The 19,164-nt window shown below is 66.8% G+C and carries 21 protein-coding genes; 15 read left to right on the forward strand and 6 right to left on the reverse strand.

Annotation, left to right across the window (positions count from 1 at the left end; translation table 11 throughout):
- Positions 1-110 precede the first annotated feature (110 nt).
- From EV216_RS14845 to EV216_RS18340, 5 genes are all read left to right on the forward strand, one after another.
- The gene (locus EV216_RS14845) at positions 111-848 is read left to right on the forward strand and encodes an RNA methyltransferase (RefSeq protein ID WP_132696315.1); all 738 of its coding nucleotides are present in this window, start codon (positions 111-113) and stop codon (positions 846-848) included.
- Positions 849-930: 82 nt separating this feature from the next.
- Entirely contained in the window at positions 931-2,079 is a 1,149-nt protein-coding gene (locus EV216_RS14850) for a COX15/CtaA family protein (RefSeq protein WP_132696316.1), read from the forward strand.
- A 3-nt stretch (positions 2,080-2,082) separates the two neighbouring features.
- Positions 2,083-3,561, forward strand: coding sequence for a carboxypeptidase M32 (locus EV216_RS14855; protein ID WP_132696317.1), 1,479 nt, complete (start codon positions 2,083-2,085; stop codon positions 3,559-3,561).
- Between the two features lie 72 nt (positions 3,562-3,633).
- Positions 3,634-3,870 carry a hypothetical protein gene (locus tag EV216_RS14860; RefSeq protein ID WP_132696318.1) on the forward strand — a complete coding sequence of 79 codons (237 nt, stop codon included), beginning with the start codon at positions 3,634-3,636 and terminating at the stop codon, positions 3,868-3,870.
- Between the two features lie 194 nt (positions 3,871-4,064).
- Positions 4,065-4,229, forward strand: coding sequence for a hypothetical protein (locus EV216_RS18340; protein WP_165899270.1), 165 nt, complete (start codon positions 4,065-4,067; stop codon positions 4,227-4,229).
- A gap of 66 nt (positions 4,230-4,295) precedes the next feature.
- On the opposite strand, the gene EV216_RS14865 is transcribed toward EV216_RS18340, so the two are convergent.
- Positions 4,296-5,084, reverse strand: a complete 789-nt coding sequence (locus EV216_RS14865; protein ID WP_132696319.1) for an enoyl-CoA hydratase — start codon at positions 5,082-5,084, stop codon at positions 4,296-4,298.
- Positions 5,085-5,143: 59 nt separating this feature from the next.
- On the opposite strand from EV216_RS14865, the gene EV216_RS14870 reads away from it, so the two are divergent.
- Positions 5,144-5,566 (forward strand): PaaI family thioesterase, encoded by a 423-nt coding sequence (locus EV216_RS14870; protein ID WP_132696320.1) that lies wholly within the window; start codon positions 5,144-5,146, stop codon positions 5,564-5,566.
- A gap of 73 nt (positions 5,567-5,639) precedes the next feature.
- On the opposite strand, the gene speE is transcribed toward EV216_RS14870, so the two are convergent.
- Together speE and speD are read right to left on the reverse strand one after the other, a co-directional pair.
- Positions 5,640-6,485, reverse strand: coding sequence for a polyamine aminopropyltransferase (gene speE / locus EV216_RS14875; protein ID WP_132696321.1), 846 nt, complete (start codon positions 6,483-6,485; stop codon positions 5,640-5,642).
- The gene (gene speD, locus EV216_RS14880) at positions 6,482-6,988 is read right to left on the reverse strand and encodes an adenosylmethionine decarboxylase (RefSeq protein ID WP_132696322.1); all 507 of its coding nucleotides are present in this window, start codon (positions 6,986-6,988) and stop codon (positions 6,482-6,484) included. The genes speE and speD overlap by 4 nt, the downstream gene beginning before the upstream one ends.
- 468 nt (positions 6,989-7,456) lie before the next feature.
- Here speD and EV216_RS14885 point away from each other — a divergent pair, with 468 nt between their 5' ends.
- Positions 7,457-7,792, forward strand: a complete 336-nt coding sequence (locus EV216_RS14885; protein WP_132696323.1) for a hypothetical protein — start codon at positions 7,457-7,459, stop codon at positions 7,790-7,792.
- Between the two features lie 6 nt (positions 7,793-7,798).
- Entirely contained in the window at positions 7,799-11,212 is a 3,414-nt protein-coding gene (locus EV216_RS14890; protein WP_132696324.1) for an AAA domain-containing protein, read from the forward strand.
- A 445-nt stretch (positions 11,213-11,657) separates the two neighbouring features.
- On the opposite strand, the gene aqpZ is transcribed toward EV216_RS14890, so the two are convergent.
- On the reverse strand, positions 11,658-12,356 hold the full coding sequence (gene aqpZ, locus EV216_RS14895) for an aquaporin Z (RefSeq protein WP_132696325.1): 699 nt from the start codon (positions 12,354-12,356) through the stop codon (positions 11,658-11,660).
- Between the two features lie 193 nt (positions 12,357-12,549).
- Positions 12,550-13,893 (reverse strand): YbaY family lipoprotein, encoded by a 1,344-nt coding sequence (locus tag EV216_RS14900; protein WP_165899271.1) that lies wholly within the window; start codon positions 13,891-13,893, stop codon positions 12,550-12,552.
- Positions 13,894-14,209: 316 nt separating this feature from the next.
- Between EV216_RS14900 and EV216_RS14905 the strand changes: the two genes are divergently transcribed.
- The 3 genes from EV216_RS14905 (at position 14,210) to EV216_RS14915 (ending at position 15,565) form a co-directional block, all read left to right on the forward strand.
- Positions 14,210-14,608, forward strand: a complete 399-nt coding sequence (locus tag EV216_RS14905; RefSeq protein WP_132696327.1) for a hypothetical protein — start codon at positions 14,210-14,212, stop codon at positions 14,606-14,608.
- A gap of 119 nt (positions 14,609-14,727) precedes the next feature.
- Positions 14,728-15,030 (forward strand): YcgJ family protein, encoded by a 303-nt coding sequence (locus EV216_RS14910; protein WP_132696328.1) that lies wholly within the window; start codon positions 14,728-14,730, stop codon positions 15,028-15,030.
- A gap of 49 nt (positions 15,031-15,079) precedes the next feature.
- Positions 15,080-15,565, forward strand: coding sequence for a hypothetical protein (locus EV216_RS14915; protein WP_132696329.1), 486 nt, complete (start codon positions 15,080-15,082; stop codon positions 15,563-15,565).
- Between the two features lie 75 nt (positions 15,566-15,640).
- Here the strand turns inward: EV216_RS14915 and EV216_RS14920 are convergent, their stop codons facing one another.
- Positions 15,641-17,020, reverse strand: a complete 1,380-nt coding sequence (locus tag EV216_RS14920) for an SLC13 family permease (protein ID WP_132696330.1) — start codon at positions 17,018-17,020, stop codon at positions 15,641-15,643.
- 134 nt (positions 17,021-17,154) lie between these two features.
- On the opposite strand from EV216_RS14920, the gene EV216_RS14925 reads away from it, so the two are divergent.
- The 4 genes from EV216_RS14925 to EV216_RS18345 all read left to right on the forward strand — a co-directional run bounded on the left by EV216_RS14925 (position 17,155) and on the right by EV216_RS18345 (position 18,864).
- A complete protein-coding gene (locus EV216_RS14925) occupies positions 17,155-17,736 on the forward strand; it encodes a hypothetical protein (RefSeq protein WP_132696331.1) in 582 nt (193 codons plus the stop codon).
- A gap of 168 nt (positions 17,737-17,904) precedes the next feature.
- Positions 17,905-18,303 (forward strand): TraB/TrbI/VirB10 family type IV secretion system protein, encoded by a 399-nt coding sequence (locus EV216_RS14930; protein WP_132696332.1) that lies wholly within the window; start codon positions 17,905-17,907, stop codon positions 18,301-18,303.
- Between the two features lies 1 nt (position 18,304).
- Entirely contained in the window at positions 18,305-18,562 is a 258-nt protein-coding gene (locus EV216_RS14935; protein WP_132696333.1) for a DUF2274 domain-containing protein, read from the forward strand.
- A 143-nt stretch (positions 18,563-18,705) separates the two neighbouring features.
- The gene (locus tag EV216_RS18345) at positions 18,706-18,864 is read left to right on the forward strand and encodes a hypothetical protein (protein WP_165899273.1); all 159 of its coding nucleotides are present in this window, start codon (positions 18,706-18,708) and stop codon (positions 18,862-18,864) included.
- Positions 18,865-19,164: the final 300 nt, after the last annotated feature.

Below are 19,164 nucleotides of genomic sequence, written 5' to 3' on the forward strand. Positions count from 1 at the left end.
CTCCTGGGAGGTTCGCGCCCCTATAGCGGGGTTTGCGGGGCTTGACCATCGCTTGAACCATCGGGCGCCTGCGCGTAAGAGGCGGGCGCCTCTGGCTTCAGGAACCGCGCATGGCCGATCAACCCGTCTTTGTCCTTGTCCGCCCGCAGATGGGCGAGAATATCGGCGCGGCGGCGCGGGCGATGTGGAATTTCGGGCTGACCGGCATGCGGATGGTGGACCCGCGCGATGGCTGGCCGAACCCGCGCGCGGTGGCGCTGGCCTCGGGGGCGGGTCGGCTGCTGGATCATGCGGGCGTCTTTGCCGACACCGCCGAGGCGCTGGCCGATTGCGACTATGTCTATGCCACCACCTCGCGCGCACGGGGGCTGACCAAGCCGGTCGTCACCCCCGAACGCGCGATGGCGGAGGCGCGCGGGATGATCGCGCAGGGCCGCCGGGTCGCGGTGCTGTTCGGCCCCGAGCGCGCGGGGCTGGAAAACGAGGACATCGCGCGGGCCAATGCGATTGTCGAGGTGCCCGCGAACCCGGAATTCCCCTCGCTCAACCTGGCGCAATGCGTGTTGCTGACGGCCTATGAATGGCGCCGCGAGGGCCCCGGGATCGTGGCCGAACGGCTGGAGATGGCCGGGGCCGCGCCCGCCACGGGGCTGGAGGTCGAGAAACTGGCCGAGCATTTCGAGGAACGGCTTGAGGCGGCGGGGTTCTTCTTTCCCGAAACCAAGGCCGCGAACATGAAGCTGAACCTGCGCAACATGTGGAGCCGGATGCCGCTGACGCGGGCCGATGTGCAGACGCTGCACGGGATGCTGCGGCAATTGATGCGGGGGCGCGGCGACGGGCTCTGACTTGAAGGCACCCCTTGGCGGAACTACTGTTCGCCGCAGGCCTCAGACGCGCGGCAGGGACGGGCCGCCGAAAGGGACATCCATGAGCAAGAAGCGCAACATCTTCGAGGAGGTCGGCACCGAGGCCCCGCGCGAGCGGCCCGTGGTGCAGCCCGGCGCGATCGACCGTGCGGCCCGCCGGGGCGCGCGCAGCGCGGTGCGGCTGTGGCTGATGATGCTGTTCCTGATCGTCGCCGCGATGCTGGTGATCGGCGCCTTTGCCCGGCTGACCGAGATGCTGGTGCCGATGCCGAACTGGAACCCGCTGTTCGGGGCGCTGCCGCCCTTGGACCCCGGCGACTGGCTGGCGGCGTTCGACCGCTTTCGCCAGAGCCCGGTCTATCGCGGCGAGGCGCATGGGCTGGGGATCGACGAGTTCCAGCTTGCCTTCTGGTGGGGCTGGGGCTCGCGCCAGCTGGCGCCCACGGCGCTGGTGCTCTGGGCGGTGGGCTTTGTCGGATTTCTGGCGGCGGGCAAGATGCCCAAGGGCTGGACGCTGCGCCTGCTGGGGCTGGGCGTGCTGATCGCGTTCCTGGGCGCGGCCGACTGGCTGGTGGGCGGGGGCGGGATCGCGCCGCCGCCCTTCGATTTCCTGTCCTACCGGATGGCGCTGCATATCGGCTTCGGCTTCACGCTGATCGGGGTGACGGCCTGGTTCATCTTCAAGCTGTCGCGGACCGAGGCCGACCTGTTGCAGGCCCGCCGGGTGCGCGATCCGGCGGGCTACGGGATGGCGACGGCGCTGATGCTGCTGGTCTTCCTCCAGATCCTGCTGGGCTCGCAGGTGGCGGGGCTGTATGCGGGGCGGGCCTATACCGACTGGCCGATGATGGCGGGCGGCTTCCTGCCGCCGAACCCGTTCTATATCGAACCCGTCTGGCGCAATTTCTTCGAGAATCACGGGCTGGTGCAGTTCCTGCACCGGATGAACGGCTATCTGGTGGCCGTGCTGGGCATCGTGACTTGGGTTGTCGGGCGCAAGAGCGTGCATCGGCGCACGCGCCGGGCCTTTGACCTGGTGGCGCTGATGGTGCTGACGCAGGCGACGCTGGGGATCGGGACGATCCTGTTCGCCTCGCAATGGCCGATCGCGGTGGCCCACCAGATCGGGGCGATCACGCTCTGGACGCTGGTGCTGCATGCGCGGTTCCTGGCGCAATACCCTGTGCAGCAATCGACGATCCGGGGGTAACGGATGGGTGCGTTCGACGATCTGATGGCGTTCCAGCGCGAGACCGAGGCGCTGGCGCAGGTGATGGGGCGGCTGGGCTGGGACCAGGAAACGGTGATGCCCAAGGGGGCGGCCCAGCAGCGTGCCGACGAGATGGGCGCGCTGGAATCGGTGCTGCATGCGCGCCGGACCGATCCCAGGGTCGGCGCGTGGCTGGCGGCGGTGGAGGAGGGGGCGCTGGACCCGGCGGGCCGGGCGCAATTGCGCCATATCCGGCGCAGTCACGCCCGCGCGACCAAGCTGCCCGACCGGCTGTCGGCCGAGATCGCCCGGGTGACAAGCCGTGCGCAGGGCATCTGGGCCGAGGCGCGGGCGGCTGACGATGTCGCGCATTTCCTGCCCATCCTGACCGAGGTCGTGCGGCTGAAGCGCGAGGAAGCCTCGGCGCTGGCCGAGGGCGGCAGTCTTTACGACGCGCTGCTGGACGATTACGAGCCGGGCGCCACCGCCGCGGGGCTGGCAGCCATGTTCGACCGGATGCGGCCGCGGCTGGTGGAGTTGCGCGAGCGGATCATGGGATCGGGCCGCGCCCCCGCCGCGCTGTCGGGGCATTTCCCGACCGAGGGGCAGATGGTGCTGGCGCGCGAGGTGGCCAGCCATTTCGGCTATGACTGGCGGCATGGGCGGCTGGACCGGTCGGTGCATCCCTTCACCAGCGGGTCGGGGACGGATGTGCGCATCACGACGCGCGTGGACGAGGCCGAGCCGCTGGGCTGTCTTTACTCCACGCTGCACGAGGTCGGCCATGGCGCCTATGAACAGGGGATCGAGCCCTCCTATCGGCTGACGCCGCTGGGGGCGGGCGTGTCGATGGGCGTGCATGAAAGCCAGAGCCGGATCTACGAGAACCAGTTGGGGCGGTCCCGCGCGTTCTGCGGCTGGCTGCATGGGCGGATGACCGAAATCTTCGGGTCCTCGGGCGCCCCCGATCCGGACGCCTTTTATGCCGCGGTCAACCGGGTGCATTCCGGCTTCATCCGCACCGAGGCGGACGAGGTGCATTACAACCTGCATATCATGCTGCGCTTCGACCTGGAGCGCGACCTGATCGCCGGGCGGCTGGAGGTGGCCGATCTGGAAGAGGCCTGGAACGCGCGGTTTCTGGCGGATTTCGGTCTGGCGGTCGACCGGCCGTCGAACGGGGTCCTGCAGGATGTGCACTGGTCGGTCGGGCTGTTCGGCTATTTCCCGACCTACACGCTGGGCAATGTCTATGCCGGGTGCCTGTATACCGCGCTGCGCGCCGCGGTGCCCGCGCTGGACGACGATCTGGCGCGCGGTCATGCCGAACCGGCGACCGCCTGGCTTGCGGCCCAGGTCCAGCGCCATGGCGGGCTGTATCTGCCGGCCGAGACGATCGAGCGCGCCTGCGGATTTGCGCCGCATGAGGGTCCGCTGATGGATTATCTCGACGCGAAGTTCGGCGCACTCTACGATCTGTAAGTGCCCGGACAGCGGGCTGGAAACGATGTCGGGGCGCTGGTAGAAGGCGGAATGATGCGGCGCGGGACAGTCTTGGGTGAGCTGTGGCAAAGCGCACGGCGGGTCGCCTTTGCCATTCTCGGCGGGGTGATCCGGCGCTATTCGCCCGAGGAGATCGAGGAACGGGTCTCGCGCCGGCCCATCCACGAACAGGTCTTCATCGTGCTCGCGGTGCTGCTGGCACTGCTGTTCACGAGCCTGCTGTTCGCCAATGCCGGTGTCATCGGGCTTCTGGTCTATTTCCTGATCATCATCATCCTGGTGCGCTGATCGGCAGTCATGGGCCGATCACGCAGCCGTGACCGGCCGGGCGGATTGCCGTTTTTCCATTGGTTTTCAACTGTCTGAAATTCACCCCACCGAAGCCTGCCGATCTATTGCCACATTTTTTCCATCGGCGGTGATCCGGTTCGCGACAGCCCCCGTATCCCTTGCACAACCACACAAAACAAAGGGAACTGGAAATGGACATCATCGGCCCCCTCGCGCTTGGCACCATCGGTTTCGTCGTGGCCTTCGCCTATATCAACATGCGTCAGACCGAAGAGCAGCTTGCCGAGACCCGCCGCCGCAAGGCTGAAAAAGCCGCTGCGGAGCAGGCGTCGGCCATGCGGATCGCCGCCGAGTGATCGCTGCGCCCTGCGCATGAAACGATCAGGGCCGGGCGCGCTCCCGCCCGGCCCGGATCCACCAGTTCACGCCTGCCAGTCCGGCGGGCGTTTTTCGAGAAAGGCGCTGATTCCCTCGTTCGTATCGCGCCAGAGCATGTTCTCGACCATCACGGCGCCCGCATGGGCATAGGCGTCGGACATTCCCATCTCGATCTGTTCGTAGAATGTGCGCTTGCCGATGCGCACGGCGGGGTTGAGCTTGCCTGCGACGGTTTCGGCAAGGGCGCGGGTTTCCGGATCGAGACTGTCATGGGGAACGGCGCGGTTGATGAGGCCCAGCGCGGTCGCCCTGTCGGTGTCGATGAAGGCGCCGGTGGTCAGCATCTCGAACGCCTGCTTGCGCGGGATGTTGCGGGTCAGTGCGACCATGGGCGTCGAACAGAACAGCCCGATATTGACCCCGTTCACCCCGAAGCGCGTGCCCTCGGCGGCGATGGCCATGTCGCAGGAGGCGACAAGCTGGCAGCCCGCGGCGGTGGCAATCCCGTGCGGCGCGGCGATCACCGGCTGGGGCAGGCGCATCAGCCCGGTCATCACCGAGGCGCAGCGGGCGAAGAGATCGGCGAAATAGGCGCGCCCGCCATCCTCGGCCTGGCGGCCCTGCTGCATCTCCTTCAGGTCATGGCCCGCGCAGAACGCCTTGCCATTGCCTTGCAGGATCACCACCCGCGTCTCGCGGTCCCCGGAAAGCGCGTCGATCTGCGCCTGAAGGGCGGCCAGCATCGCATCCGACAGCGCGTTCAGCCGTTCGGGCGCGTTCAGGGTCAGCGTGGCAATGCCGTTCGTGTCGTCGCGTAACAGGATATCGGTCATCTTGTTTCTCCTCCCGTTTGCCCGGCAGACTACGCGGCAAACAGGGAAGGGAAAAGGGCATGGTGCCAGTGATGGACAAGGCCGCGCTGGAGGCGTTCCTTGCGCGGGAATTTCCGCAGGTCTGCGACGATTTCGTGATCGAGGCGGTCGCGCCGATGGCCGTGCGGGTGCGCATGGCGGTGGCCGGGCGGCATCTGCGGCCGGGCGGCACGGTGTCGGGGCCGTCGATGTTCGCGCTGGCCGATGTCGGGATCTACCTGGCGATCCTTGCGATGATCGGGCCGAAGGCGCTGGCCGTGACGACGAATTGTTCCATCGACTTCATGCGCAAGCCCGCCGCGGGACGCGACCTGATCTGCGAGGCGCGCCTGCTGAAGCTGGGCCGCGTGCTGGCGGTGGGGGACGCGCTGATCTTTTCGGAAGGAATGGAGGGCGCGGTGGCGCGCGCCGGGCTGACCTATTCGATTCCGCCCAAGGGGTAGGGGGGCCTTCTGCCCCCCGTCCGCGGACGCGGACTCCCCCCGAGGATATTTCCGGCCAGAAGAAGGCAGGGTGTCAGGGCATCAGGCGCGCGACATATCCCGGCAGCGCGAAGGCGGCCTTGTGCACCTGGGGCGTGTAATAGCCCGTGTCGATGCCGGACGCGGCGAAACGCTGGTCCAGCACCTCGGGCGGGGTCTGGCGCGCGTCGCCATCGGTGCCCCAGCCGAAGGCCATCGGCCCGCCGGCATAGGTGGGGATCGAGGCGAGGTAGCAGCCCCAGTCGGCAAACAGCGCCTTGAAGGCGCGCATCGTGTTGGTCAGTTCCCCGCCCTGCATGAAGGGCACGCCGTTCTGGGTGACGAGGATGCCGCCCGGGGTCAGCGCGCGTTTCGCATGGCCATAGAACGTGTCGGTGAACAGCACCTCGCCGGGGCCGATCGGATCGGTCGAATCGACCACGATCACGTCGAATTTCTCGGCCGTGTTGCGGATGAAGGCCGCGCCGTCGTCGATGACGAGATTCAGGCGCGGATCGTCGAACGCGCCCTGGCTGAGCATCGGCAGGTATTGCTTCGAGAAATCGACCACGCCCGCGTCGATCTCGACCATGGTGACATGCTCGACCGATTTGTGGCGCAGCGCCTCGCGGGCCATGCCGCCATCGCCGCCGCCGATGATGAGCACGCGGCGCGCGGCCCCATGTGCGAGGATCGGCACATGGGTCATCATCTCGTGATAGATGAAATTGTCGCCTTCGGTGGTCTGCACCACGTCATCCAGCGTGAGGACGCGGCCGAAGGTGGCGTTCTCGAACACCTTCAGCCGCTGATGCTCCGTCTCGCTGTCATAGAGCAGGCGATCCACGCGCAGGGACTGCGCGTAGTCGGGATGCAGGCTTTCGCGGACCCAGTCGGTCATGCCGCTTGGACGTCCGTCACCAGACCGTCGCCGCGCAGCAGTTCCTTGACGCGGACATCCTGGGTGCCGAAGGCGCGCGACAGCACGTCGACGGCGCGCCAGGGTTGCGCATCGCCGCACATGAACACGTCGAAGGCGCCATAGCCGATCTCGGGCCAGGTGTGCACCGAGATATGGCTTTCGGCCAGCACGGCCACGCCGCTCACGCCCTGGGGGCTGAACTTGTGGGTGTGGATATGCAGCAGGGTCGCGCCGCATTCGTCCACGCAGTCGCGGAACGCCTGCTGGATGCGGGCCTCGTCGTCGAGACCGTGGCCGTTCACCACCTCGATGATGAGATGGGTTCCGGCAAATACCCGACCGTCGCGGCGGATGAAATGGTCATCGCGCGAATCGTCGAACACGTCACGGGTTACGTTTGCAGCCGATTGGCCGCGGTGATCTTCCGCATGGGCGCCTGTCTCCAGACCGATCCCCAGTTGGAAGAGGTTGGCGTCGCTCATGGCGCTCCCCTTCTGACCAGTAGATTGAATCCAGTCGGTCCCTTAGCGCCCCCCCGGTGCTCCGAAGTTGGGATCGGTTCCGATCATGTGGAGTGGCACCTAAGGGTTCGGGTCGAGTCGATCAAGGGGTTTCTGCTGCGGGCGCGAAATTCATCCGCTGGCCGGGGGGCGATCCATGGCTCATGCAGGATGGCATCGCGCTGCCCCTGACATCCGGGACGCCGGGGGTGGAACGGGCGGATTTCATGCGAAAACCGGTATCCCGAACCGCCCGGGCCCGACGCTTGCGCCAGTAGCGGGCCGCACGGGGTCGGGGCTGCCGTTCCCGGGGCTTTGCGACGCGGCGCGGTGTGACCTGGCGTTGCGGTTGCCCGGGGCGACATCCTGAACGTCCGCGGGTTCCGGCTCTCGCCCGATATCGAGGAAAGCCGTTTGAACTTTGGCCGGTTGACGGTAATGAAGGCGCGGATGAACAAGGGCATCCGCATGGGCGACAGGCTGAAGACCGCCGGGGCGGGCAATCTGTTCGTGATGTCCGGCGCGCCCGGCATCGCGACCCTGCCGCGCAAGGACGGCGGTTTGCGGGGCGGGATCAGGGGCATGGACATCCTCGATCCGGTGCCGGGCGAGGGGAAGGCCCCGGCCACCCCCCGCGCGGACATCGCCTGCCGGGTCGCCGAGGATGTCCGGGGGGTGCGGCGCGGGACGGTCTCGGTGCCGTGCCCCGGGCCGACAGGCGGGGCGATCCGCGTCGAGGCGATCAGCCGGTTCGGGCATGAGGTCCAGAAGGCGTTCCGGGTGTAGATCGACGTGGACGACGCGCTGACGAATACGCTCCGCTACTGGCGCACATCGCTTGCCGATGGTGCGCTGGGCGAAGGCAAGTTCACGCAAGGCGACCGCAAGCGGTTTCTCGACATGCCTGCCGAGGCGCTGAAGACCGGTATCCTGCCGGGCGATGTCGTTGACCGCGTGTTCCGGGGCCAGGCCTCGGTCAGGACGATGGGCATTCGGTTCTGGCCCCTGGTGACGGCGCGCAAGTCGTCGCACGGGGCGGCCCGTGCGGGCGGCCTGCCGGAGATCGTGGCGCCCGTGGTGACCGAGGCGACGGTCGATCGGGCGGGGCGGATCAGCCCGACCCGGAATGCCCTGGCGCGCGATCTGCTGACCCCCTTGCCGTCGGGCGAGTTTGCCATCGGGTCGGTTGACGCGCTGGATTCGTTTCTCACGGAGAGCCCGCTGCCGGATATGACCGGCGAGGGCGCCTGGCAGGCATATCTCGGCCATTGCCGCAGGATGGTCGATGCGGTTTCCGAAGGCTGGCCGCGGGGGGATGCGGACTACCAGCCGATCGGGACCGGGTTTCTTGAACCGGCCGAGGATGCCAACGCCACGGTACGCGGCATCCTCGATCTCTACGACAAGCTCCTGTCCGAAAGGCCCGATACGTCGCTGCTTGCGCAGATCGCACGGCCGCGAAGCGGCGCCGCCAGCCCGGATCACCGGATCGAGCAGGACTTTGCACGGCGCCTTGGCCATTCGAACGCGAGTTTTCCGCTGGCGGAGCACCAGAGGCAGGTTCTGGCCTGGCTGGATGCGTCCGCGCCCGGGCAGGTGATCGCCGTCAACGGTCCGCCGGGCACCGGCAAGACCACCATGTTGCTGTCGGCTGTCGCGGGGCTATGGGTGCGGGCGGCGCTTCGGGGCGAAGACCCGCCGGTGATCGTGGCCGCATCCTCGAACAACCAGGCGGTGACGAACATCATCGACGCCTTCGGGAAGGATTTCGGCAAGGGGGAGGGGCCGTTCGCCGGGCGCTGGCTGCCGGAGGTCGAGAGCTTCGGAATGTTCCTTGCGTCGCATTCGCGGCGCCTGGAAGCCGCCCGCCGCTACCAGACCGAGGAGTTCCAGGCCGCGCGGGAAACGGTCGCCTATGTCCAGCGCGCGAAGGACGCCTATCTGCTGGCGGCCCGGGAGGCATTGCCTGAACTCGCGAATCCGGACGTGGCATCGGTGGTGTCGGCCCTGCAAGAGCGGATTGCATCGGAGGTCGGGAAACTGTCGCGGATCGACCGCGCGGCCGGTGCGCGGCGGGCGGCCCGTGCCGCCCTTGAGGCACAGCTTGGCCCCGATCCCGAGGCCATGGAGGCCCGGCTGGCCGCGGAGGTCGCAGAGCGAACGGCGGCCGCCGGGAAGCTGCGCGCAGCCCGGGCGGCGCTCGACCGGCATTTGGCGTCCGAGTCCTCGCTCACGGCGGTCGTGGGTTTCCTGTCATCGGTCAAGGAGAAGCGCGCCCTGCGCGCCCGGTTGGCAATCGGCGATCTGCTTCCGGGGCTGGAGACCGCAAGATGCGTCGGCGAGGTCGAGGACCGGGTCGGAACCGAACTCCGGTCGGCCGAGGACGCGCTGAAATCGGCGGAACAGGCCCTTGCGCGGGCGAGGGCCGTGCGTCGCGATTTCGTCGAGGCGGAAAGAGGCTGGCAAGAGGCGGCGACAGCATTGGGCGGCGGCGACGATCTTGCCGAACTGGATCGCCGGGCCGATGTCGGAACGCGGTTCGCGCTGTTCCTTCTGGCGACGCATTACTGGGAAGGGCGCTGGCTTCTGGCGATGGAGGCCGACCTTGCCGCGATCGTCGCCGCGAAAGGGAAAAACGGCAAGGCGACCGTCATTCCCCGGTGGCATCGCCGCATGATGCTGACGCCCTGCGCCGTGGCCACCTTTGCCAGCCTGCCCGGCAAGATGACCTATACCCGGCGCGACGGCGGGAAATGGGCGACCGAATATCTCCTGGATTTCATTGACCTGCTGATCGTCGATGAGGCTGGTCAGGTTCTTCCCGAGGTTGCCGGGGCGTCCTTTGCCCTGGCGAAACGCGCCCTTGTGATCGGCGATACGCAACAGATCGAACCGATCTCGTCGGTGCCGCGTCCGGTGGACATCGGCAATCTGCGGAATTGCGGCCTGCTGGGCGGAGACGCGGACATGGATACGCTTGTCGCAAGGGGGATTTGCAGCACCGTCGGCAGTGCCATGCGTCTTGCGCAGGAGGCGTGCCATGTGTCGCCCTATCCCGATCTGGAGAAGGGGCTCTATCTTTTCGAGCATCGGCGGTGCTATGACGAGATCATCGGTTTCAGCAATGCCTTGTGCTACAAGGGAAAGCTCCGGCCATTGAGGGGAAGTGCCCCTTCGGAGGCAGATCTTCCGGCGCTTGGGTATCTTCATGTCGATGGCCGGGCGGTGACCTCGGGCGGCAGTCGGGCAAATCTGCTCGAAGCCCGGACAATCGCCGCCTGGCTCGATGCCAACCGCGCCGGGCTGGAAGGCCGCTACCGCAGCCCCCTCGAACGGATCGTCGGGATCGTCACGCCCTTTGGCCGACAGGTGCGCGAAATCCGCGATGCCTGTGCCGACCGGGGGATTTCCGTCGATGGGCGCGACGGCATGACCATCGGCACGGTCCACGCCCTTCAGGGTGCCGAGCGGCCGGTGGTGATCTTCTCTCCCGTCTATTCGAAGCATGCCGATGGCGGCTTCATAGATGCGTCGTCCAGCATGCTGAATGTGACGGTCTCGCGGGCCAGGGACAGTTGCCTTGTGTTCGGCGACATGGATGTGATGGCGGCGGCCCGGGCCGGGTCACCCCGTTCGATCCTGGCCGGGTTCCTGTTTGCGTCGGATGCGAATGCGCTTCAGTTCGCGGCCGAGCCCCGGATGGATCTGAAGCAGGGCAGCGGCCAGATCCAGATGCTGCGGGATGCCGCCGGGCACGACGCCTTCCTGCTGGACGCGCTTTCCGCGGGCGGGCGCCGCTACATGATCGTCAGCCCCTGGGTGATCGCGGGAACGATGGAGCGCGTCGGGCTGGTTGCCGCCTTCGAGGCGGCGATCCGCCGTGGTGCCGAGGTCGATGTCTTCGCCGATCCATTGCTCAACCAGGGTCCGGCCGCCGGTGGCCTGACCCAGATGGAAGCGGTCGAGAAGACGTTCGCCCGGATCGGTGTCCGTCTTCACAAGCTGCCGAAGCTGCACAGCAAGATCGTGGCGATCGACGACGACCTTTTGTGCATCGGGTCCTACAACTGGCTCAGCGCCGACCGGCAGGGCCAGTACGCGCGGCACGAGACGTCCTTCGTCTATCGCGGGCAACATCTCGAGGACGAGATTCGCACGATCAAGGACAGCCTGAAGCACCGGGAACAGAGTGCGAAACCGGGGTGAGCATCTGTCCTGCGCTGCCGGACCGGGTAATATGGGGAAGAAGCCGGTCACCGGATATGTGCAGGCGGGCCATGGACGATCTGTCGGGCGGCCGCCCCTGACCGACCGCCCCCCGACCCGACGCGCCCGGTTCCGGGCGTTGTCGCGGCACAGGGGCAAATCGGGTCAACGGATTGAAGAAAGCGAAAAATGATGAAAAAACAATCATACAGGCTGTCCGTCGCCCCGATGATGGATGGTGGCGATTCCGGCTATATTTCAGAGAGTTGCCTGGTGCCGTGTGCGGCGTGTGTTCACGTTCTGATCGCGTGGAATGTCGCAGTTTGGTGCGATCGGCGGAGGTCCGATCAAAAGCTGTAAGAGATATTTCGCTGAGTTGCTTCTCGTGCGGCAAGCGAGCCCGTGATACCGATACTCATTCCGCGGCGATCTCGGGCCCGGCCTTTTATCTGCCGCTTGCCGCGCGGTCCGACAGAAGAAAGGACCAGATCGCGGCGCCGAGCGCAGCGCCCGCAAGCGGCGCGACCCAGAACAGCCAGAGCTGCCCAAGGGCCGCAGTGTCGGCGAAAGGCGCCACCGCGGTCGAGCGGGCCGGGTTCACCGAGGTGTTGGTCACGGGGATCGAGACCAGGTGGATCAGCGTCAGCGCGAGGCCGATGGCGATGGGCGCGAAGCCGGCGGGCGCCCTGTCGGACGTCGCGCCGAGGATGACCAGAAGGAAACCGGCGGTCAGGACCACCTCGATCAGCAGGGCGGCCGTCATGCCGTAGCCGCCGGGCGACAGGGTCCCGTAGCCGTTCGTCGCGAAGCCGCCCGCGGTCCACTCCGGTGCGCCCGAGGCGATCGCGTAGAGCAGCAGGGCCGCCAGGAGGCCGCCCGCGACCTGCGCGATCCAGTAGCCGGGCAGTTCGGCCCATGCGAAGCGCCGCGCCACCACAAGCCCAAGCGTGACGGCGGGGTTGAAATGACCGCCCGAGATGTGGCCCACCGCATACGCCATCGTCAGGACCGTGAGGCCGAAGGCAAGGGACACGCCAACGAACCCGATGCCAAGATCCGGGAAACCGGCGGCCAGCACGGCGCTGCCGCAGCCTCCGAAGACCAGCCAGAAGGTTCCCAGAAATTCTGCAGAGAGCTTTTTCATCGCAAGACTCCGACATTACTCGTTCGGACGCGAAAGCCACAATTGCCAGGGCCTCGCGAGCCGCAACCCGATAGGTGATCGTGGCTGGCTTACCCCATTCCAAACCATTCCTAAGAGCCAAGTGACCCGAAACGGGTCATGGCGTGGCGGTCCGTCTGAAGCCGGTCGCGCGACGGTCCGGAGCGCGGTCACGTCAGCGCAGGTAGACCGCGCGAAGCTCTGCCAGCACGGCGCCGTCGTCACCGAGCAGGTCCAGCCGCTCCCCCTCTAGCCGGATCCGCCGGGTCGCCTTCAGAACCTCTGACAGCTGCCGTTCCAGCGCATCAAGCGGCGGCGGACAGGCCATCATCGTGCTCGCACCTGCAGCGAAGGTCAGGCGGTCGCCCGCCCTCTCGTATCGGCCGATCAACTGGTTGCAGCCCACCGTCGCGCGAAATCGCGCCTCCGGCGCATCGAGAAGAACGAGATGCGGCTCGCGCCGGCCGTCTACCGGCGGCAAATCCTCGCCCATCAGGCTGTCGATCCGCCAGTAGGTGTTCGCCAGTTCGGCGGTCGGCTCTGGCCGGGTGCAGGACTCGCCAGGAAACGCCCTGACGAAACGCAGGACCGTCAAGCGCGGGAATTGCGGGGCGAGGCCCGGGTGCGGCTGGGTGATGCGGGCCTCGAGACTGACGAGGAGCGGGGTCGCTTCGCTTTCGCGCTGCGCTTCTACCGCCGCGGCGAGATCGGCGAAGGCGCCCTCGGTTTCGACGGGATAGACGCGCCCCGTCAGACATTCGCGCAGCGCGGGACCCTCGGGGCCGATGAGCACCTCGCCCGAAAGGAACAGGGTGTCCAGATCGGTCGGCGAAAGCGTGCCATCGCTCGTCAGTTCGTAGGGCAGATCGGACGTGATGGGGTTCCCCGCCATGTCCATCTGGCGCAGCCGGCCGGGGCGACGGACCTCCCAGAAGAGGGGCATCTCCGACGCGCCGTAAAGGACGATGGCTCCGCGGGCCGGGTCGGCGTACCAGCGTCCGACCTCGTCCCGGCGCAGTGGTCCCTCGGGGCGGCCCAGCCACTCGCGGCGCATGTGGTAGACTTGGTCGGGCCAGAGATCGAGGTGATGGCGGATGCCCTCGCAATCGGCGCAAGGCAGAATGCCTGTGAAACTGGCGGGCAGGCTCAGACCATGTGCGCCGACCGGGGCCGGGCTCGCGCCCGAAGACCGGGCCACGGGCCGCAGCCGGACCTCGACCGGGCCTGTCGCGCCATCGGTCAGAACGCGCGTGATGGTGTCGGTGGTGAACATGAGCGCATCGCCCCGCCGGATCGTCGCGCGCAGGGAATAGATGGCCTGTGGGCGCAGGTCGGCGGGATCGTAGTCGATGGCGAAGTCGATCGGCGGCTGGCCCGGGTTCTCGATCACGGTGCGGCCGATCACGGTCGCCGGCGCGTCGGCGCGCGAGATGTCTTCGATCACGGCCTCGAAGGTCAGGCCGGTCGGCAGCGCCATCCGCGTGTCGATCATCGCCCGCCCGGTCAGGGTGTCGGCCATTGCGGGGCCTCCGATCATGATCGCGATGGCGCCAAACCACAGCGCGATGACGTGGCGAAATCGTGTGGGGAGGCCGCTCCCGGCCAGGATAGAGCAAGGCAAGGTCATGTCTCCCTTTGCTGTCCTGCCGACGCCGTTAAGACGAGACTGGCGATCCCATATCCGCCCGACGCCAGGACACTTCCTTATGATGCGGCTTCTACAGCTGCACAGGTGCGGGCGGAAACGAAGATGACCCATTTCGGGTCATGCTGGAGAAATCCCGGAGACCTCCCCGGGTATCTTCCCGGAAAATTCTGATTCGGGGGAATCCTGCATGAAGATCAAATCGGTTCTGGTCACGCTCGTTGCCGGCATCGCGCTTGCGGGCTGTGTCGAGACGGCCGAATTCGGCGGCTCAGGCGGCAGCTTCGGAGGATCAGGCGGCTTCGGCGGCTCGGGTGGATCGGGCGGCGGCTTCGGCGGCTCGGGCGGTTCCTCGGGTGCCGGGGAGCGGCTCGCGCGGCAGGTCTGCGAACAGGCAATCCGGGACGAAGGACAGCGGGTCGTGGACATCTACCGGACAAGTGCCGTGAACTATCCGTTCAGCGGCGCGGGCGTGGACCTCTATTTCAGCACCCGCCGCGATCCGATGACGGTCAGCCTGTCCTACACCCGGTGCAGGTTCATGTACGACACCGGCCGCGCGACGCTCAATCCGATGAAGCGGCCCTGACCGGGACCAATACGAACATCGTGCCGGGACGGGCGCACGACCTCGACCCGGCCGCAGGACATCACGTCGCAACCGCGACGCCGGGCATCGCACCCCGACCAAGTGAAGGAGATCACAGGATGACTGGACGAACCCTGACCGCTGGCGTTCTGGCCGCCACGCTGGCGCTTGGATCGCTCGCGCCGCATCAAGCGGCGGCGGATTCGACCAACAAGGACCTCGAAAAGGCGCTGGCCGCGCTGGTGGCGATCGGCATCGTTGCCGCCGCCGCAAAGCACAACAAGGACGACGACGGCTGGGACGAGGACCGCTATGGCGAACCCTTCTCGCCAAGCCCGAACGTGGTCTGCCTGCCCATCCCCAGGCGCTGCTACAAGAACGGGCATCTGTCCATGAAATGGACCGAGCGCATCTTCGGGTGAGGATGGCCCCGCCGACCCGCCTCAGGACCCAACGACGCAGGAGACCGACATGAAGACCGCATTCCGCATTTCCGCCCTGGCCTGCGCGATGGCCTTGGCCGCACCCGCCTTTGCCGAGGAAAACACGCCCGTCGATCCCGCGCAGATCGACCCCGTCACGCGCATGAACAACGCCGTCTTCGAACTGGCGATCGAGCGCGTCGAGAAACTGCTGAAGCCCGGAGACATCCTGCGCCTGATGCTGGTGGCCCAGCAAAAGGGCCTGGCGATCAACTGCGCGGGCTACGAGGTGGACGACAAGCGGTTCGGGGCGGTCATGCAGGACATCGTCAAGGACATCACGGCGCTCACCGAACAGGGACAGGAAAATCTGGCCTTCGACATCGTGATCGGGTCCTACCAGATGGCGCTGGGCGGTCAAATGGCCGTGGCGGCCTACGACCCCGCAGCCTATTGCGCGCATGGCGAGGAACTCCGCACCGAGCTGGCCGAGGACACCGAGGGGCGTGTCTGGGTGCTTGCCCCGGCGCAGTGACCTGCGCCACCAGCGGCGGCGCGGCGGGCCCCTTCCCTCGGGCCCGCCGCGCCGGCACAGGCGTCCCTCCGTCGTTCAGAAGACCACCGCTGCAAGAAGCCGACACAGCCCGACGGCCAGCAGCAACCCGATCACGTCCAGCAGCGCGCCAGCCCGCAACATCGCCTGTCGCGTCACCGCCGGGTTTTCCATCACGATCGCGTTCGGCGGGGTCGCCACCGGCAGCATGAAGCCGACCGAGGCCGCCAGCGCGATCGGCAGAAGAAAGCTCACAGGCTCGGCCCCGACCGCCAGCGCAGCCGCCCCCGCCACCGGCAGGAACACCGCGGCCATGGCCGTGTTGCTGGCCAACTCGCCGACATAGACGATGGCCGCTGCCATGGCCAGGATCAGAAGCCAGAGCGGCAAACCCCCGGCCAGCACCATGTGCGATCCGATCCAGCCGGCAAGCCCCGACCGGTCGATCAGCCCGGCAAGCGCCAGCCCGCCGCCGAACAGCACCAGAATGTCCCATCGCAGGCCCTTGATCGCTGAAAAATCCAGAAGCCGCCCGTTCGCGCCCGATGGCAGCAGGAACAGCGCCGCGCCGCCCGCCATGGCGATCATGGCGTCGTTGACCTCCAGCCAGGGCAGCAGGCGCCCGGCGAAGGGCCGCGCGATCCAGGCGGTCGCGGTCAACCCTGCCACGACGGCGACGCGCCGTTCCGCGGCCGTCCACGCGCCTGGGCGCTCGACCCCCGCGTCGGCCGCCCGCACATTCCCCACGCCCGGACTCAGACGCACCAGCACCAGCCATGCCGCCCCAAGCAGCAGCCCCGCCACCGGCAGGCCCACCGCGGCCCATTGCGCGAAGCCAATCTCGCGCCCGTAGGTCTGGCTGACATACGCGGCGAAGAGCGCGTTCGGTGGCGTGCCGATCAGAGATCCCATGCCACCGATGGTGGCCGCATAGGCCACGCCCAGCATCAGCGCGGTGGAGAAACGGTCGCCCTTGGGCCGCGCAAGCGTCAGCGAGGCGGCGATGGGCAGCATTACCATCGCCGCGGCGGTGTTGCTGATCCACAGACTCAGGAACGCCGTGGCCAGCATCACGCCGCCGATCAGGCGCGTGGGCGCATCGCCCGCGATCCCGAGGATCCAGAGCGCGATGCGCCGGTGCAGGCCCCAGCGCTCGATCGCGCGCCCGATCAGGAACCCGCCAAGGAAAAGGAACAGGAGCGGGTGGACGTAAGAGCGGGCTACGGCATCGAACGGCCCGAGATCGAAGGCCGGTGCGAGAACGAGCGGCGCCACCGCCGTCACCGCCAGCGGCAGCGCGCCCGTCATCCACCACACCGCCATCATGAAGGCGATCCCGGCGGTGTTCCACGCCTCGGCAGTCAACCCGCCGGGCGGCGGAAGCAGCGCCGCTGCGCATGGGCCGATCGGCCCTATCAGGAGAGGTAGGGAGCGCATCTCGCGACATCTCGTGGATCAGGCCCAGCCCTCACCGTGCGCGCGGCAAGCCCGTCCAGCATGCTGAAAATCCCTGTGCTTCCAATCACTCCGGATCATGATATGTCAAGAATGACAACATGGGAGCAACATTGATGCGCGACTTTGGCGAGAAGGGCAGTAAGCGATTGATGCTGGACCCGGAAGGCTACGCCGCGCGGGAACGCCTTGTCGCCTACGAAATCGGCAACACGCTTCTGATGCTAAACCTTGAACTGCAAAGGACGTTCGGGCTGCGCGCCGAAGAGTTCCAGGTTTTCATGCTGATCGTCATGTCTACCGTCCAGCGCTTCGCGCGCGACCGTAACCCAAACGAAAGCTGGCTTGGTCGTACGCCCCTTCCGCCAGAGGCGGCCGGTTCAATCTCCCGACGAAGGATCTCGGAGACGCTCGACATTCCCCTCGAAACCGTGCGCCGCACGGTCGCCGGTTTGCTCGCGCGCGGCATGATCGTGGAAAGAAGCCGCGGCTGCCTGTTGACGTCAGGCGGCACGCTCGCCCGACTCGGCCAAGACGAACTTCCCGAGCGCATGGCGCACCGTTTCCTGACCGTAAGCAACACCATGCTGAGGCTAGGCGCAGCGCACCTCGCCGATTCCGAACGAACGGCTGCTTCCAAACGCGAACACGCCGGTTCCGACAGGGCATCCGATGTCGAAAGGCAGGTCTCCCGTTAGCTCCATGCCGTTTCGTGTTCTCCGACCAGGTTTGACATGGAGAACGTTCGCTCCCGGTCCCGACCCATCCAGAACTTGCAAGGGCGTCGATGCCTTTCCTGAGGCCATGGAGGATCGGAGCGAAAGAGCCGCATCTGGAAACGGATAGGTGGGTCAGATGTGCGATACATGTGCATCCGTTTGAAAAACCAACAGTTTCGGTGCAGCTTTGATCTCTGGACCCGTCTGATCTTCCTCGATGTGCGATCTCTTGTCCTCGAACGCCAGCCGGGGGCGGATACGGCGGGCTATGCCGGTCTCGAGGACCGCGTCGACAATCACTTGGGCAGCATCCTGCGCGCAGCAGGGCTTTCGACCCTGCTCGCCGTCGGCGCGGAGCTTTCTCTCGACGAGAAGGATCGCCTCGCAACTGCCCTCCGCGACGGGGCCCTCGACACGATCAACGAGGCCGGGCAGCGCATCGTTCAACGCCAGCTCGAAGTCCTGCCAACGCTCACCATCCGCCCGGGCTTCCCCGTCCGCGTGATCGTCACGCGCGACCTCGTCTTCGCGCCACTCGGAGGCTGACATGACCAAGCTGAAACTCGGACCGATCCCGGACGACAAGCCTGTGAAACTGACCGTGGACGTGCCCGCAGAGCTCCATCGTGACCTGATCGCCTATGGGGAACTCCTCGGCCGGGAATCAGGGCGTGGGCCAATCGAACCGAAGAAGCTGGTGGGTCCCATGCTCGAGCGGTTCATCGCAACGGATCGCGGCTTCGCCAAGGCGCGGCGTGGGCCGCGCGGGGCGGCAAAGGCGCCATCTGGGCGCGGGGAGGCCTGATTGGCGCCGCGGCTCTTATCGAATACGGTAATAGCGGGTTGGCTTCGGCTAAAATCGGCACCGTTTTACCGATAAAGATAAGTCGATTTGAAATCCTGGACCCCCAGTCGCCAATTTTACCGAAAAAGGCAATCTGTATCGCGATGGCCATGGAAATCGAACCAAACCTGCTCGCCCATGTCGGGCGACGCCTCCGGGCGCTGCGCGTACCGGTCGCGGCCCTGCTCGAAGATCAAACTGACGACGCCAGCACCGGTGGCAATGCCCCCGCTGAAGGCTATGGTCTCGGAGACTACCTGTGACGCGATCCGTGCCGATCTGGTTCGATGCGCTGCATGTCGCGGATGTCGAGATCGCCGCGGATGGCGCGCTTTCAATGCGCTACGCGGACCGCTTGCGACAGACCGCAGCGGTGTTCCCCTGTCGGTCACGATGCCCCTGCGGGTATGGCCCAGGACGTTCTGCGCCAGCAGCCCGCGAGCGGCGCGGTCTTTGCGTTCCGGGTGCCTAGGCTCCAGACCCATTGATTTCAGGTCTTTGGCGTGATTCAGGCTCCGCGAGGAGACCTGATCTATGAGCAATCTTTACTGGCTGACCGAGGC

This window comes from Rhodovulum steppense, from assembly GCF_004339675.1.
In the GTDB taxonomy this organism is placed as follows: domain Bacteria; phylum Pseudomonadota; class Alphaproteobacteria; order Rhodobacterales; family Rhodobacteraceae; genus Rhodovulum; species Rhodovulum steppense.